The sequence below is a fragment of the Rhizobium sp. CIAT894 genome, from assembly GCF_000172795.2.
Lineage (GTDB): Bacteria > Pseudomonadota > Alphaproteobacteria > Rhizobiales > Rhizobiaceae > Rhizobium.
This window is the reverse complement of record NZ_CP020950.1, coordinates 250,864-266,790: the sequence shown is the minus strand read 5'-3', so window position 1 is coordinate 266,790 and position 15,927 is coordinate 250,864. Positions and strand designations below refer to the sequence as shown.

The window sequence follows — 15,927 nt, the reverse complement described above, 5'->3', positions numbered from 1 at the left end:
TTCCCTAGGAACTGCACCATCATGTGCGTTGGTTGTCCACCACGGGATTGCATGAGCATGTGAGAGCGCCGAATTTTTCTTCAGTCTGGAGGCCAATACCTGGCTCGAGATCGATATTTAGGGGCACGACGGCCGGCGCATTCCGGCTGACTAACACGCCGAGAGCGACCTCGTCTTCGACGGTCGGGAGCGCAGAATGTCGGCTCGCATGCCGCTGCGACCATCAGCCCGCTCCTCGCAAGATTGGCGCCAAGGCCGCCGTCGAACGATGGCGACGAGGCAAGTTTTTCCAAAACTTTCTTTAGCATAGAGGTAGAAGGATCGCTACAGCGGGGTTGCAGTGCGCGGGCGGCTAGGGTGACTAAGTGCGTGCACTCCACGACCGTCAAACGGGGTCGGTGTCCGTCAATTCGAAATCGCAGGGATCTGCACGAGAGACCGCGTGGTTGCCCTGCACGACTAAAGGAAGCAGGGTCGACAGTCACGTTGGGATGCGGTAGGTGCGCGATAGAACGGGGGATTGGCGGCGGGACTCGATTCTTTTTAGAAGATCACGCAAAGCCGCATCACACCCATTGTCAAAAGTAAATACCGCGACGATGGTTATTAAACTTCGACTTCCGTCGAAAACGGCAATGGCGCTCACGAAGGAGGCCGGCCGCTGCGAAACCCCGCCATCTCCGCACCCCACTCCTTCGCTCCAACTGGGAGCAAAATGAATGAGGCAACGTGCGAATCTCGGGGAGCATCGTTACATGCGGTCAATACGGATCTCATCCAGATTGTCGCCCTATATGCCTCGTGCGGCGGTCCGGCGGAGCGCAGGAGATATAATGCCGTTGAAGTGCTCGAGCCGTTCTACCACTGACGCCGGGTCGCTGCACGCGCGATGGACCCGCCGGCTGGCCGCTCGTTCGATGAGGGTCCGCGCGCCGACACCCCCAAGAGCGATCGCCGAGGACGCCATCCACCTTATGCAGCAACTGGCGCGGAGGCGGCCGCGCGAAGACTTCGTAGTTGGAGGCCTTCAGGCTCACGTTTGCAACGGTACTCCGCAGGTTGCCCTTTGCAACGACTGCCCGACGATGTCAATTCAATCTGGCTGAGCTTGTACCGTCAAGTTTATCCAGTTTGGGGTTCGCTCCAGCGGTGGGTTGCGCATCCGCGGCGGCATCGGCGGGTTTAGGTGCGGAGACCATTCCGGCTGCGCAGCACTGCATCACGTCGCGGGTTGCCGATCTGGGCGAACTCTGCAGGGTTAGTCAGCCGAGGCCAGAGTGCTTGGCTTGCCACGCTCCTCGATAACCCGATCCAGTCCACAGGCGACCGCAGGCCGGAGAGCGAAGTATCGGCGACGAGAGTCCGGCTTTCCTCACGACCATCAGAAGCCTGAACCCGCGCCAACGATCATTGGCAGCCAGCGGGATCAACACCAACGCTTGCCTTTCGCTCGTTTCCGGCCACGGCGCTTGCGCATCGTGAGCTTCTCCTCCCGATGGACCCGGAAGAGCTTCTTGTTGTTCACAAGGGTGTCCCTCGCGCCTGAGCAGCACATAGCTGCGTCAAGATCCGAAGCGGCGGCATTCACGCCCCAAGCATTCACGACATATACGAATGTCGATTGTGCATGAGCAATCGCGTCTGCTCATTGCTAAACATTGAGAAACAGAGGCGCGACGATCTTTTATGTCGGGAAAACTGGGATTTGGGTCATGCTCGATGCAGATCATCTATTAAAACCGATCAGCGACGGCAACGCATGCGGGGATGCTCTCGATTACGATTTGAGCTTCCTGGAGCTGGAGATAGCGTCGCATGGCAAGCCGCACCAGCAGATAGGCGACTCCATCGCCACCGAGGAGGCTCCCGATTGGACAGAGGTGTGGCGGCTTGGCCTCGACCTTTCTGCCCGCACTAAGGATCTAAGAGTCGGCATCTTGCTCACACGATCCGCCCTCAGTCAGTTCGGCTTCTCTGGTCTAAGTCGGGGGCTTGAGCTGCTCGCGGCCTATGTCGAGCTCTACTGGTCAGAGCTACATCCGCGACCGGATCCAGAAGATGACGAAGATCAGACCGTTCGCCTCAACGCTCTAGCGAGCCTCTGCGATCTCTCCGGGCTCTTGGCAGAAATACGCCAAGTCCCACTCACCTCCTCCAGGCAATTCGGGACTTTTACGCTCCGCGATTGGGCTGGTGCGCTACGGTCCCAATCTACGGAAATTGATCGTTCGACCATCGAGCACGCCTTCATCGACACCGACCCACTGCAGCTCGAGCAGATCAGCACTGGTCTCCACGCCAGCCTGGCAGCCGCCACCCATCTAGACGCGAGTGTTCGGCAGCACGTCGCGAGTGACGAGGCCGTTCGATTCGACCCTCTGATAGTGCTACTCACCCAGGCCAAGGATCTGGTCGACGCCCATCGGAAAAGGGCCCAGCCTGCAGCCCCGGCATCTCCATTGCCAGACTCTAGCAAGGCCTCTTACCCCGAAGTGATCCGCAACCGCGATGACGTTGTCGAAATTCTTGGCCGCATTTGCCACTGGTACCAGGTGAATGAGCCCGCGAGCCCACTGCCAGCCCTCCTGGAGCGCGCGCAGCGACTTGTCTCGAAGGACTTCATGGCTCTTATCAAAGAGTTGGCGCCAGAAGGGGTTGCCCAATACCGTTCGATTGCCGGTCTGGCGGTCGGCGAGGGCACGTGACGTGCGCAATCTTCCCTATCAGGAGAGTGGAACACATGACAAAGGCGAGTAGTCAAAAGTTCATCGCGCGGGTTCGTCCGCCTCGCGTACAGATCGAATACGACGTCGAGACCTATGGCTCTCAGAAGAAGGTTCAGCTTCCCTTCGTGGTCGGCGTGATGTCCGACCTCGCCGGCAATGCTGCCGAGCCGCTTGCCCCTGTCGCGGAGCGCAAGATGATGGAGATCGATATCGACAATTTCGATGATCGGCTCAGATCGCTGAGGCCCAGGGTGGTGATGCGGGTGCCGAACCTATTGACCGGAGAAGGCCAACTCGCTGTCGACTTGACGTTCGAGCGGCTCGAAGATTTCTCGCCGGCGGCCGTGGCGCGCAAGGTCGACAGCCTTAGCAGGCTGCTCGAGGCGCGAACGGAGCTCTCCAATCTGCTGGCCTATATGGACGGGAAGAACGGTGCCGAAGAGTTGCTCACCCACTTCCTCGCGGATTCGGCACTGCTAAGCGCCCTCGGCAATGGCATCGAGACTGAGAAGCCTGATGCAGTGGTTGCCGCTCCGCCATTGGCATCCCCAGACACAGAGGAGAACTGATCATGATGCCTGCAGATGCCACAGATGTACAGGTCGCCACCGTTGATCTCGGCGATTTCACCCGCATGCTTCGATTCGAGTTCAAGATCCGCTCGGACCACTCCCGTGACTTGGTGGAGAGTGCCGTCCGAACACTGGCCGAGCAGGCACTTCAAAACACGTCGCTGATCAGCGACGATGTCGTCACGACTATCCAAGCAATGATTGCTTCGATCGACCAGAAGCTTTCTGCACAACTCAACGAGATCCTCCATCACGAAAATTTCCAGCGCGTGGAATCAGCTTGGCGGGGCTTGCATCACCTTGCCATCAACACCGAAACCGATGAAACGTTGAAGATTCGCGTTCTCCCAGTTTCAAAGGTGGAGATGTCCCGAACTCTGCGGAAATATAAGGGTGTCACCTGGGATCAGAGTCCGCTATTCAAAAAAATTTACGAAGACGAATACGGCCAAATCGGCGGTGAACCCTATGGCTGCCTGATTGCCGACTACTATTTCGACCATACCCCACCGGACGTAGAGTTGCTTTCGGGACTGGCGCAGATCGCGGCGGCGAGCCACTCACCGCTTATATCTGCCGTCTCACCACATCTGCTGCAGATGGATTCTTGGCGTGAGCTTGCGAACCCGCGTGACATCACAAAAATCTTCCTCACGCCCGAACATGCCCCTTGGCGGGCGTTCCGCGAGAGCGAGAACTCTCGGTACGTGGCCCTGACCTTACCACGCACCCTTGGCCGGCTGCCCTACGGGGCCAAAACCAACCCGGTCGATGAATTCGCCTTCGAGGAGGACACAGACGGCGGCGACAGCGAGAAATACCTTTGGACGAACGCAGCCTACGCCATGGGCGTAAATATCACGCGCTCGTTCAAGCTCTATGGCTGGCTCTCCAGAATTCGTGGCGTCGAATCCGGCGGCCTGGTCGAGGGTCTGCCGGTACATACCTTCCGCAGCGACGACGGTGGCGTCGACCTAAAATGCCCCACTGAGATCGCGATCAGCGACCGCCGTGAGGCCGAACTGTCCAAAAACGGTCTTCTACCGCTGTTGCACCGCAAAAACACGGACCTCGGCGTATTTATTGGCGCTCAAACTATTAACAAGCCGGTCAAATACGAAGACCCCGACGCGTCAGCGAACGCCGAACTCAGTGCCCGGCTACCCTACATCTTCGCAACCTGCCGCTTCGCACATTATTTGAAGTGTATGGTCCGGGACAAGATTGGCACGTTCAAGGAGCGCCACGAGGTCGAGGAGTGGCTCAACCAATGGATTCAGGGCTATGTCCACCCCTCGCCCGAGCTTGGGAGCGAAGAGAGTAAGGCACAGCAGCCGCTCTCCTCAGCCGAGGTCAAGGTGGAAGAGGTCGAAGATAATCCCGGATATTACGTTGCGAGATTTTACATGCGGCCACACTACCAGCTCGAAGGCCTAACCATCTCTTTGAGACTTGTCTCGCGCCTGCCATCCGCCCGCAAGGACTGAGAAAACCCGCAGATGATTGTGCTCCGTTCTCGGCGCCAAAACTCCGGAATAGCTGCCCCGGGCTGGCCGATGCAATCCAGGCCCAATCAGATCAACGAGAAAAGGAAAGTCCATCATGGCGTTCGACGCGGTTATAAAATTCACGCAAGCGTCCAAGGACGGCATTTTGCCCAAGGGCGAATCTATCATTCTAAAGGACGGTATCACCCTAGCGGACGAATGGAGCTTTTCACTCGAAAACAAGCTGAACATTGGGCCTCATACCGCCGGGGCGGGCGCGGGCAAGGCCGAATTCGAGGTCTTCACTATCAAGAAGCAGGTGGATACGTCATCGCCCTCTCTGTACGTTGCCTGTGGTCGCGGCGCCCACTTCAATAGCGTCGAACTGAAACTTTTCAAAGCGACGGGGAGCGGACAAGCTACATCAGAATCGAACCTGTTCTTGCACTGGAGTTTCAACATGCTGGTAGTCGAGAAGGTCGAGTGGTCCTATGCGGAAGAGGCCCCCGAGGAGACGATCACATTCCGGTTCGGCGCCTGCAAGGTCATTTATTACAGGCAGGATGAAAAAGGCGCTCTTACCAAAGCTGGCGAGGGCATCTGGAACCAAATCGCGAACAGCACCGACTTCAATAGGCTCGTCGGCTGATGGGGCCATCGGCAACCCGGGAATATTCGGGGCTGCGCGCGAAAACGACAGATCGACTCGTCGCCATTGCACCTGGAGATTGTAACATGGGCAGAGATGTTAAGCGGGATCTCGTGCAACCATCCCTCCTGGACCGGCTTACGGACGATGAGCCGCGCAGCTCGTGTGAAGCGCAGGACAAGCGCAGCTTCTCTGTTCGCCAACTGGAAGAGGTGATTCTACGCGATGTTTCCTGGTTGTTGAACACCAATCAATTGGGTGCAACCGTAGATCTACAAGCGTACCCTCACGTAGCGGCCAGTGCACTTAATTATGGTGCCTGGCCTCTCAGCGGACAAATTCGCGAAGGCATGGATAAGAGCGCATTGCGCGAAGCGATAATCGAGAGCCTTCAGCGCTTTGAGCCGCGTCTCTTACCGGACACCCTGAAGGTCACGGTCCTGGACGATGGTCAGGGTTGCGGCACTTTTCGCTTTAGGATCGAAGCCGATCTGTGGGCGCAGCCATTGCCGGTGCGAATGGTGATGCGTACGGAGGTAGATTCCGAGCTCGAATCCGCCCGCGTTCATCTCGGTACAGAGATAAGCTGATGGATCCCCGGCTCCTGCGACTGTACAACGACGAACTTGCTTATATGCGCGAGATGGGGGCCGAGTTCGCCCGTGCATTCCCGAAGGTCGCCGCCCGGCTCGGGATGGAATCAGCGGAGGTCGCCGACCCCTACGTCGAGCGGCTTCTGGAAGGCTTCGCTTTCATGGCGGCGCGGGTGCAATTGAAGCTTCAGTCTCGCTTTCCGGAATTCACCCAGCACCTCCTGGAGATGGTCTATCCGCATTTTCTACCGCCGCTCCCCTCGATGACGATCGTCCGTTTCGAGCCCGACCAGGATGCCGGACGACTTGAAAATGGATACCTCGTGCCGCGGGGAACCAAGCTTTTGGGCCGTCTTGCTCCGGGCGCCGTCACACATTGCGAGTTCCGCACGGCCCATGATGTGCATCTCTGGCCAATTGTGGTGAGCGCTGCCGATTATTTTTCGACGCCGGGGCAGATCGCCGCACTGGATCTTCCGGCCCGGCAAGATGCGAAGGCTGCTTTGCGACTACGCCTTCGCACCACCAATGGCATGCCGTTCAATAAACTCGGACTAGAGGCTCTCACACTGCACCTAACAGGCCCCGGTGGCATCGGCGCCGCACTCGCCGAACAGCTTCTCGGTGACGCATGCAATATCATAGCCCGTCCGGTCGGCCGGCCTATCCCTTGGCAGGAAAAGATTCCGGTTCATGCGCTGCAGCAACGCGGTTTGGAGCCGAGCTGTGCTCTCCTGCCCGAGGTGCCACGCTCTTTCGACGGGTACCGTCTCCTACAGGAGTATTTCGCCCTCGCGGAGCGGACGTTGTTCGTCGAGGTTAGCGGGCTGGCAGACGCAGTAGCCCTGTCAACTGCCGAGACCCTTGAGATCGTCTTCGCACTCAGACGTGTCGAGCCACGGCTGGAACGACAGCTCGGGCCCCAAAATATCGTTCTCTTCGCAACGCCCGCGATTAATCTCTTCGAACGCCAGGCAGATCTCGTCCACGTGAGCGACAAGAACACCGAGCATCATGTGATTGTTGACAGGATGAGGCCGCTCGACTTTGAGGTCCACTCGATCCTCGAGATGAGCGGAGACGGGGCGAAAAACGAAGCGGCTCCCGTGAGGTTCTACCCGTTCTATAGCATCAGCGCGCACGGTCAGGAGGAGCAGCATTCCAGATACTACGCGATCCGCCGGGAGCAGCGCCTCATGTCGGAGCACCAGCGTCTAAATGGCGCGCGGACTGGCTACATCGGCAGCGAAACGTTCGTTTCTCTAGTTGATCGCCAGGCGGCTCCCTATTCGGCGGAACTCCGGCATTTGTCTGTAAACTGCCTGTGCTCGAACCGGGATCTGGCGCTGCTGCTGCCGATCGGCCGGGACGAGACAGACTTCACCCTGGAAATCGGCGCTCCAGTTACCGCCACCCGGTGCGTATCGCCCCCGAGCCGACCGCGCCACTCCTTCGCCAATGGCGATATCACTTGGCGATTAATTAGCCATCTTTCACTGAACTACCTCTCGATCAGCAATTCCGATAGGAACGACCACCGGGGCGCAGAAGCGCTACGTGAACTCCTCCGCCTCTACGTCGATCCAGTCAATGCCTTCGCCTCACGGCAGATCGACGGGATCCGGGAGATTCGGTCCAGGCCTGCGGTCAGGCGATTGTCCAGCGGTGGACAAGCCGCCGTAGCACGTGGGATTGAGGTTGGTATCATCCTGGACGAAGCGGCCTTCGAAGGCGTTGGCATCTTTCCGCTCGCCTCCGTGCTCAACCAGTTCTTCGCGAAATACGTATCCATCAACAGCTTCACCGAGATGGTCGTCTCGACGCTACAGCGCGGGGAGGTAATGCGATGGCCGACGATGGCCGGCCGCCGGGCGATCCTTTGATTTCGGGGGCACTCGGCGACTTCCTAAGCTCGCTCAGGGCCGAACCGCATGCCTGCGACTTCTTCCAGGCTCTGCGGCGGATCGATGCAATCTGCTCAGATCGGCCTCGGCTGGGAGAATCGAGCGGTCCCAGCCTGGATCGCGTGCGGATCGCCCAGCAGCCCTCCCTTGCATTTCCGACTCGATCGATCGCGGGCGTGACTGCGCACGAGGAGAACGACCCCGTAATCTCCACCTACGCCTTCGGCTTGTTTGGACCCCACGGTCCCCTCCCATTGCATCTGACGGAGTACGCCCTTCTCCGGCAGCACAACGCCGCGGATGAGACGCTGATCCGATTTGCTGATACCTTTCATCATCGAATGGCCTCGTTCTTCTTCCGCGCATGGGCGGAGGGCGAACCGACCGTGAGCTATGACAGGCCACAAGAAGATCGATTTGCCCTTCAGCTCGGCGCGCTAGCCGGCTTCGGGATGACCTCCCTGCGCGCGCGGGATGCTATGCCTGATCTGGCCAAACTCCACTTCACCGGCCGTCTCGCCTCACACACCCGCAACGCCGAGGGGCTCGCTGCCATCCTCGCCAGCTTCGTCGAGGCGCCGGTTGATATCCGTGAATTTGTCCCAAAGTGGGTGGATCTGCCCCGCATATCGCTCTGCCTCCTGGGCCGCGACCCGGCCACGGGCACGCTGAACAGCAACGCTATTGCAGGTGCGAGGGTCAGAGTGTGGCACCATCGGTTCCGACTCATTGTGGGTCCCCTCAGCCTGGCTCATTACGAATCGCTTCTGCCCGCAGCTCCCGGCCTTAAGTCGATAGCGGAGATCATCTGCAACTACCTTGGAGATGAACTTGACTGGGAGATTAACCTCGTTCTCCGTCAGGAGCAGGTCCCGGAAGTGCAGTTGGGTCGCTGCGGCAGACTCGGATGGTCCAGTTGGATGGGCAAGAGGAAAACGCGCCAGCACGCCGATGACTTGACAACTACCCCGACTGACCGGGACCCACCGGCTGCCGCATGGCGCTCTCCTGAAACGGACATCCATGATGCGGCGGGCCCGCTCGACCTTCTTTTCGGGCGGGGAGAAGATCTCCTTGGCGAGATCGATCTGGAACGGGTGAATGGCCCACGTAACCTCGATACCAAGTGCGGCGGCACGGCGGGCGGCGGCTTGGAAGGCCCGTTATGACAAGCATCGGAAGCTCGACTCTCTTCAGTAAGCTCAACGCAAACTGCAATGGGACCGCCAAGGCCCTTTGCAAAATTCGCCGTGACGCCTCTTTGGAACGTTATCGCCATTTTGACGCCCTTGAGGCTTCAGCAGCGGAGAGGCCTATCGAGCCGACGATCGCGGCGAAACTCGACCACCGTGGTTGTCCGCTCGGGCGCTGCGCCCTGGGCCTGGTTGAATCTTCCAGGAGACACGTCGTCGCTAGCACCGCCGGAATCCGCCAACTCATCGATGTTACAAGGCCGCATGGCGAGATTTGGGTGGGACTTAGCGTGGGTGAGTTCCAAGAGACCCACACGCTTTCTTCACCCCGCCCTCCCCCGCTTGGCTCTGACGATGCGGGCCAGCAAGACATCTTGGCTGAGCAACGGTCGGCGATTTCGATGCACGAAATAAACGCTTTTCGGCATCTTCGCCGATGGCTTCGGCAGCATCCTACTCACGCCATCGGGCGCAACCGCGCCTTCTCATCAAATCTGCGGAACACACACCACCATGGTCGAGTCAAGAATCGAGAGTCTCTTAAGGCACAATCGTTTTGTTGCGGTCACTTCGGCCGCGTCCGAGTTGAATGAAATCTCTCTCCGGCGGCTCAGTGGCACCGAGCGGCTGGGGGAACCTTTCCTCTACGAGGTGAAGCTCGCCAGCCGCAATCCAGTTCAGAACTTTGCTACGATCCCCGGTCAAAACCTGACAATCGGCCTTAAGCTCAAGGACTCGCAAACGCGCTTCTTCAACGGTGTTGTTACGCGCTTCCAATATCTCGGCCTCGACGATACCGAGCACCTCAACTACGTGGCGCAGGTGCGGCCGTGGATTTCATTGCTCGAGCATCGCTCTAACAGTCGGGTCTTTCAGAACAAGACGAGCATCGAGATCATCACCACGATTTTTCGAGAACATAAAGGCAATTTCAAGAATCAGACCGCCCGACGGTTCCCACAGCGCCCATATTGCGTCCAGTACGATGAAACGGATCTGGCCTTCGTCAGCCGCCTCATGGAGCAGGACGGCATCTACTACTATTTTGAACATGCTGAGGACCAACATGACCTGGTGCTGGTCGACAACGCCGCGAGTCACATGGCCTGCACGCCTGAGATCGTAGAGACCCACCACAATCTCAGGCCTGCCCGAAGTCTTTACCAAGAAGATGTCATCCTGCATTGGGACGAGGTCGTATCGCTACAGCCGAACAAGGTCGTTCTCAGGGACTATGACCATGAGAAGCCGATGGCAGAACTGACGTCTGTCGCGCGTGTTCCTCCCGTGAGGACAGGCGGCATTCCGCCATGCAAGCTCACGGGAAGCGCCATCACCCGACCGCGGGAGAGCGTGGCGGTCAGAACGGGCGAGACCTCGTCGGCAAGCAGCGGCTGCACGGCAATGCGGGAGGTCTTCGAGTATCCAGGCCAGTATACAAAAAAAAGCGATGGCGATTTCTACGCCACCATCCGTGCCGAGGAACTCGCCTGCAACGCTTATCGCGCGCGGATCGAAAGCACTGCGCGCCAGATAACGACCGGGTCATTATTCAAGGCGGCAAATCCCTTCTACTACGGCCAGGTCGGTTCCCGCCCGAAACCCACCGATCGCTTTCTGGCAGTCGGACAGGACTTCACTGTCATCGGTGAGGTGGGGGACGATCTCACTGCGGACACCGTGGGGGGGAAGGGCGAGCGGTTCCTCTATCACAGCAACGTAGAGATTATCCCCGCGACAACCCAGTACCGACCGAGGCGCCGCACACCGGCGCGGTTGATTCACGGACCGCAGACGGCCGTCGTCGTGGGCCCCGAGGGCGAGTCGATCGCGACGGATAAGTACGGCCGTGTGAAGGTTCAGTTCTTCTGGGACCGAGAAGGCGGAAAGAACGAGAACAGCTCCTGCTGGATTCGGGTGGCCCAGAACTTCGCTGGTAAGGGTTTTGGCAACCTGGTCGTCCCACGGATCGGCCATGAGGTCGTGGTTGATTTCATCCACGGCAATCCCGACACGCCCCTGGTGACCGGCGTCGTATACAATGGCTCAAATCTGCCGCCTGAAACCCTGCCGACCGACAAAACGCGGTCGACCTTCCGGACGCATACCGATGGCGGCGCCGCTAATGCCTACAATGAACTGCGCTTTGAGGACAAGCAGGGCCGTGAGGAGGTCTATTTGAAGGCCCAGAAGAATCATACCGTCGAGGTCGGGAATATCTACAGCATCGACGTCAAGAGACACTTCCTCCTGACCTCGGGCGGCGCCGCGCCCGACTCCCCTGCCGCAGCGGCCTTAGGTAGCCGCGTCGAGGTAACACCCGACAAGATCCGCCTTGTAGTATCGGGCAGAACCGGCCCGCAGGCCATCGAAATCAGCGGCGATGGGATCGCCATTATCGGCACGATGATTGGCGTTATGGCAACACCTCCGCGGCTCGGGTCCATCGTCTCCATGCCGCCGCCGACACCGGGTCCACCCACGCCGTCGATAATGAAGCTTATTGCGACACTCGGGCTGCCGCCTGTTACGCCCGAGTGACACGATGTCAAGGTGAACTGGTTCTGGGCCTCGGCTGTCCGGAAGTCGTTGCCTTTAAGTCGGCAGGGCCCTGCAGGCGTAGAGAAAAAGCGTAACGGCTTCGGCGTCGTAAGCTGACCTACCAAATCAACGTGACACTGCGAGATTGCCCGAAAATGAGGAAAGGTTATCGCGCGTGAGCGTTTGTTCCGGGAACTTGCGCCTCAGTTAGATGGAGTTGCCACGCGAAATCGGCCGCAAGCGGCTCCAAATGCGTCTGGTTTAGGTCTCCACCAAGCTGGAACTGGTGGATGAAATACCTTTATCACTCGGCGTCACGAAATTGCGATCAGGGCGCGGGCGGCGCAAAAATCAGCGTTCTCGATCTGGGCGTTACAGCGCTGCTTTGCAGGGCGGGCTCTCGCCTCGAAGCGCTTCTGGCGGAGCGTGGCCGCCTCGAGCAGCAGTCGAAGCCTTTCACCATGCTCGAAGGTGTCTCGCTTCTATTTGCGTTTCGAGTTCCTGATAGGCGCTGGCCATGCCTGTCAGGCCGAGTTTGCGCAGCATGTCAATGGTGGGATTGTTCAACGTCGCGATAAAAATCATGCGCTGTCCAGCTCGAGGGAGGACGCTGGCCATGCCCCCGAAGCATAACGGGATACGAATTTGGTATTGGAAGGAAAGGTCGCGACGGAAGTAACATCAGCAGTGACGCAATGACCTAAGGAACGACGCAATGTACGGCAGAAGGCAGGGGGGTGTTGGCAATAGTTCCGAACAAGGCGGTGAAGACACCTTTAACTGGGTTGAAGGCTTGACTGGCTCCTCGTCCGGCGAAGCGGCACTGAAAGAAATTTTACTGGCCTGGGCGGAAGACGGGCAGCAGGAGCAGGACGAGGACCGGCACGAGGCAATGGCACGGATCGAGGCCTGGACGGAAACCCGCAATTTTCGTGCCCCCCTGAACTTAACATCGCTGTCCCTAACGGCACTGCCCCCCACCTTACCGGCCGGCCTCCAGCGGCTCAACGCCAATGACAACCGGTTGGGCAGGCTGCCCAACAACCTCCCGCCCGGTCTGCGAAAGCTCTCTGCCTGCGACAACCAGCTGACCACGCTGCCTGAGGTTCTTCCGGACATGCTCGAGACGCTCTACGTCGACGGCAACCGGCTGACCAGATTGCCGAACGAGCTTCCTTCCGGACTAAAGTATCTCTACGTCAACCACAACCGGCTGACCAGTTTGCCCGATAACCTGCCGCCTGAGCTCAGGGAGCTTCATGTCACCCGCAACGAAATCGCGCACCTGCCGGAGAATCTCCCCCTCGAATTGACGGATCTCCGCGCCGAACTCAATAATATAATTCGCCTGCCCGAGCGCCTTCCTGCAAAGCTCACGAGGCTCGAAGTCCCTCACAATGAACTGACTAGCCTACCCGAGGACCTCCCGGCCACCCTAAAGTGGCTCAGCACCGACAGTAATGAACTGACCCACCTGCCCCCTAACCTGCCGAGGGGGCTGGAGGAGCTTAGCGTTCGTGGAAACAACCTGAGAGGACTTGGCGACGGGCGAACTGCACTGCCGTACATTCTGTCGCAGCTTCCGCCTCATTGCAAAGTGTACCTGAATAACAATCCGCTGCCAGATCGACTGCGGGCGCACCTGAGCGCGCAAAGCGGGACGAGCCTTCCGCAGATCTTTTTGTGATGCTGCCTGACAAACGGGCCAAACTAGGTCCCTGCGTTTTGAGTAAAAGGCCTTTTGCCGAAGCCATGGCGGTGGGGTGCAGGCCAGGTATGACGCGTGCGGATCAAAAACAATGAGTTTGCAGGTTTATGCCGCTCGCCGGAATGTGTTGAGTTGTGGAAGCAACAGACGTCTCACTGAAGACTATGGCCGGAAAGCCCAGGCTCGGCACTTGTGTCCTTCGGGCGACCTTGCATGCGAGCCAGTTCGTACAAAGGATTACCCGCTATCGCGTACCAGGAGGTGCGACGCTTACGGCCTAGAGGCATTGCCGCCGGTTGGAACGTTCGGAAGCTGGACCCAGATTTCAACAGGCCTCAAGCGCATCCACCATTTCCACATGGTCCACCCCCAGCATCGCGTATTCGTTGATCTAACTACCCGAGACTCCAGCCTACGGGCCTATTTGCATTCGTCGGCGATCGACGACTCTGTCGCCTATTAGTTGAAATAGGGTTTCGTGGCGAGCCAGCAGAGGAACAGCCCATGGATGAGAAAAACAGCCCCATTGTTTGCATCTCGGGTGTAGACGAACGAAAGCTCGGCGCCGCTCTAATCGCGGTCCAATCGGCATTTAGTGTCGCGATTGCGGAACTATCGAAGCTTCACAAAGGGAACAGTCCTCAGTGGTTCGAAGACCTGGAGGAGGTGGTAATCGCTAACGCAAAAGGCACAGTCACCGAGGGCATCTCGCTGGATGTCGAGGTGGAAAGCCTCAAATTCGGCATCGACGTCCTTCGGGCGATCTTAGATGTCAGCCGCGTTGAGCTAGGCTTTGCAGCAAAGGAATAACCTTTCGCCCAAACGAGGTCTCGATGCTATTTGGCGCCGGAGATGTTCGATGCACACTCGAACCTTCGCATGAGTACCGCGCTCGTCGCCAAAGTCGCCCGCATCGTCACCAAATGGTACGGTCGTCCGACAAACCAGGAGGTCTTGCCGCAGATGATCGACGATACGACCTATGCATGGCGCACCGGCGTTTTTGAGGCAACGCGCGTTTTCCATGCGGAAGACCCGGGCGGACCAACCTTCATCGGGGGCAATTTGCGCAAGCCGGACTCCCATGGAAGACAATAACTTGTCGGACGCTGGGCGCACGAGACTGAGGGACTCAGCGTTGAAGATGTGCCGACAAGCTCGGCATTAGCGATGCACCCTGTATAGCGGGCAGCGACCGCCTTGCCATGCTTGAAGATGCCCTGAGCCGACACGCCCACAGTTGATAAAGATGTCGACTCAGTACCGCCGGCCGCTCCTCACCTTCTACCTTGCTGAGCCGCCAGCCATTGCGGCTCGTGGCAAGGATTTTTCGGACTCTTCCCGAGAATATGCACAACGCGACGCAGCGCTTGTCGACCCGCTGTTTCGTGAAGTTCGCGCTCGCCAGGAAATGGTGCGTGATGAGCCCTTTGTAAGAGTCACCCTTGCGCCGGCAGTCCGAGACCTCCCCGTTCATCTGGTTCGTCGTCTGGAATCGCAATCGATCGATGATCGACCTCCGCCCCTTCGTCGCAGGGATACACATCAAGTGGCATTGACCTGGACAGCGACCGCTCGCGCTGGAGCGCCGAATACCGGCGGCGCATTTCACCGGACGCAATCGACCCTGCCGTCCAAAGAGCGACCAGTTCCATGAAACCCGGGTCTTCATCGATCCGGATTCCTCGCGCCTTCCAACGCGCGATGACCCGCTCGGCTATGTCCCTGCGTGAATCCATTACCACTTCCCTGCCCCCTGCCCCCTGCCGCCTACGCGGTTAGATACCAAGATGGTGGGTTCTTCGCCAGTTCAAACCGTCCAATATGTCACGCCGGCCGCCCGCGATCCGTTTTCAGGAGCTTGTTAGCTGGAGCTATCGAGATCGCAGGACACACTTTCCAGCTCTCTCCCGACCTGATGGTCCCCGTCACCATCTTTTCCGTCCATGAATAAGGTAGGCCGCCCCCGATCAGTCCAGGCGATTTAAGTGCGAGTCCGCTTTTACGTCGCCTTGAGGTCCGTCAGCACCTTGTCAAAAGCATCCTTGACCGGCTTTGAGATTTCCTCCACCGCCCTGCTTGAGAGCACCCGGACTTCCTTGGCGTGCTGCAAACTTGTCTCAACCCGCTTGCTAAGGAAGGTCGACTGCAGTTCGAGGATCTGCGACGGCGAATTCGCGCCCAGCAAAGCTTGCAAATGTGAGAAGCTGGCTTCGGCGTCGGCCTGCAGTGCAGCAATCGTCTTCCCCCACAATTCGTTGCCGAACAGACTTGTCGTTTCGAGGATCGGAGGCAGCATTTTCTGTGTCGCTTCAGCGCCGGACGCAAATTTCAAAAAAGCCTCTGTCACCTTCTTGTTCCCCTTTTCAACAGATGCGCCGAACTGATCTGGCACCTTGAGCGACGATGACCCCGGGTTTTCGATCGTTTCAAAGGATCTTTCGGAAATCTTGGTCATTGCATTTTCCTTCTCTTTGAGTTGGTTGCAAGCTGTGACATCGGGATTGACCCTTCCGCCGGCGGATGCATGGCCGCTTGGTAGAACGCGGATCCG

The 15,927-nt window shown here is 58.5% G+C and carries 13 protein-coding genes and 3 pseudogenes; 11 read left to right on the top strand and 5 right to left on the bottom strand.

Annotation, left to right across the window (positions count from 1 at the left end):
- Positions 1–1,194: 1,194 nt before the first annotated feature.
- Positions 1,195–1,586, bottom strand: a pseudogene (locus RHEC894_RS32185) (IS3 family transposase); the annotation flags it as partial.
- A gap of 126 nt (positions 1,587–1,712) precedes the next feature.
- Between RHEC894_RS32185 and tssA the strand changes: the two are divergent.
- From tssA to tssG, 7 genes and pseudogenes are all read left to right on the top strand, one after another.
- Complete coding sequence (gene tssA, locus RHEC894_RS25305; protein WP_004680423.1) at positions 1,713–2,705, top strand: type VI secretion system protein TssA; 993 nt, start codon at positions 1,713–1,715, stop codon at positions 2,703–2,705.
- Between the two features lie 35 nt (positions 2,706–2,740).
- A complete protein-coding gene (gene tssB, locus RHEC894_RS25300; protein ID WP_004680424.1) occupies positions 2,741–3,295 on the top strand; it encodes a type VI secretion system contractile sheath small subunit in 555 nt (184 codons plus the stop codon).
- Positions 3,296–3,297: 2 nt separating this feature from the next.
- Positions 3,298–4,785: a type VI secretion system contractile sheath large subunit gene (gene tssC, locus RHEC894_RS25295; RefSeq protein WP_004680425.1), complete on the top strand. Its 1,488-nt coding sequence runs from the start codon at positions 3,298–3,300 to the stop codon at positions 4,783–4,785.
- A gap of 115 nt (positions 4,786–4,900) precedes the next feature.
- On the top strand, positions 4,901–5,434 hold the full coding sequence (locus tag RHEC894_RS25290) for a type VI secretion system tube protein Hcp (protein ID WP_004680426.1): 534 nt from the start codon (positions 4,901–4,903) through the stop codon (positions 5,432–5,434).
- An 86-nt stretch (positions 5,435–5,520) separates the two neighbouring features.
- The gene (gene tssE, locus RHEC894_RS25285) at positions 5,521–6,024 is read left to right on the top strand and encodes a type VI secretion system baseplate subunit TssE (RefSeq protein WP_004680427.1); all 504 of its coding nucleotides are present in this window, start codon (positions 5,521–5,523) and stop codon (positions 6,022–6,024) included.
- Positions 6,024–7,910: a type VI secretion system baseplate subunit TssF gene (gene tssF / locus RHEC894_RS25280; RefSeq protein WP_008536039.1), complete on the top strand. Its 1,887-nt coding sequence runs from the start codon at positions 6,024–6,026 to the stop codon at positions 7,908–7,910. Before tssE ends, tssF begins: the two co-directional genes overlap by 1 nt.
- Positions 7,874–8,845, top strand: a pseudogene (gene tssG / locus RHEC894_RS25275) (type VI secretion system baseplate subunit TssG); the annotation flags it as partial. The gene tssF and the pseudogene tssG, both read left to right, overlap by 37 nt.
- A gap of 105 nt (positions 8,846–8,950) precedes the next feature.
- Here the strand turns inward: tssG and RHEC894_RS33570 are convergent.
- Positions 8,951–9,088, bottom strand: a pseudogene (locus RHEC894_RS33570) (CoA ester lyase); the annotation flags it as partial.
- A gap of 549 nt (positions 9,089–9,637) precedes the next feature.
- On the opposite strand from RHEC894_RS33570, the gene tssI reads away from it, so the two are divergent.
- Positions 9,638–11,665 (top strand): type VI secretion system tip protein TssI/VgrG, encoded by a 2,028-nt coding sequence (gene tssI / locus RHEC894_RS25270; RefSeq protein ID WP_004680430.1) that lies wholly within the window; start codon positions 9,638–9,640, stop codon positions 11,663–11,665.
- A 456-nt stretch (positions 11,666–12,121) separates the two neighbouring features.
- Here the strand turns inward: tssI and RHEC894_RS33815 are convergent, their stop codons facing one another.
- A complete protein-coding gene (locus RHEC894_RS33815; RefSeq protein WP_010068000.1) occupies positions 12,122–12,250 on the bottom strand; it encodes a hypothetical protein in 129 nt (42 codons plus the stop codon).
- Between the two features lie 130 nt (positions 12,251–12,380).
- Here RHEC894_RS33815 and RHEC894_RS25265 point away from each other — a divergent pair, with 130 nt between their 5' ends.
- From RHEC894_RS25265 to RHEC894_RS25255, 3 genes are all read left to right on the top strand, one after another.
- Positions 12,381–13,352, top strand: coding sequence for a hypothetical protein (locus tag RHEC894_RS25265; protein ID WP_004680431.1), 972 nt, complete (start codon positions 12,381–12,383; stop codon positions 13,350–13,352).
- Positions 13,353–13,877: 525 nt separating this feature from the next.
- Complete coding sequence (locus RHEC894_RS25260; protein ID WP_004680432.1) at positions 13,878–14,183, top strand: hypothetical protein; 306 nt, start codon at positions 13,878–13,880, stop codon at positions 14,181–14,183.
- Between the two features lie 30 nt (positions 14,184–14,213).
- Positions 14,214–14,471, top strand: coding sequence for a hypothetical protein (locus RHEC894_RS25255; RefSeq protein WP_040111814.1), 258 nt, complete (start codon positions 14,214–14,216; stop codon positions 14,469–14,471).
- Positions 14,472–14,812: 341 nt separating this feature from the next.
- Here the strand turns inward: RHEC894_RS25255 and RHEC894_RS25245 are convergent, their stop codons facing one another.
- A complete protein-coding gene (locus RHEC894_RS25245; protein ID WP_004680434.1) occupies positions 14,813–15,112 on the bottom strand; it encodes a hypothetical protein in 300 nt (99 codons plus the stop codon).
- A gap of 263 nt (positions 15,113–15,375) precedes the next feature.
- Entirely contained in the window at positions 15,376–15,831 is a 456-nt protein-coding gene (locus tag RHEC894_RS25240; RefSeq protein WP_085739626.1) for a phasin, read from the bottom strand.
- Between the last annotated feature and the right edge of the window lie 96 nt (positions 15,832–15,927).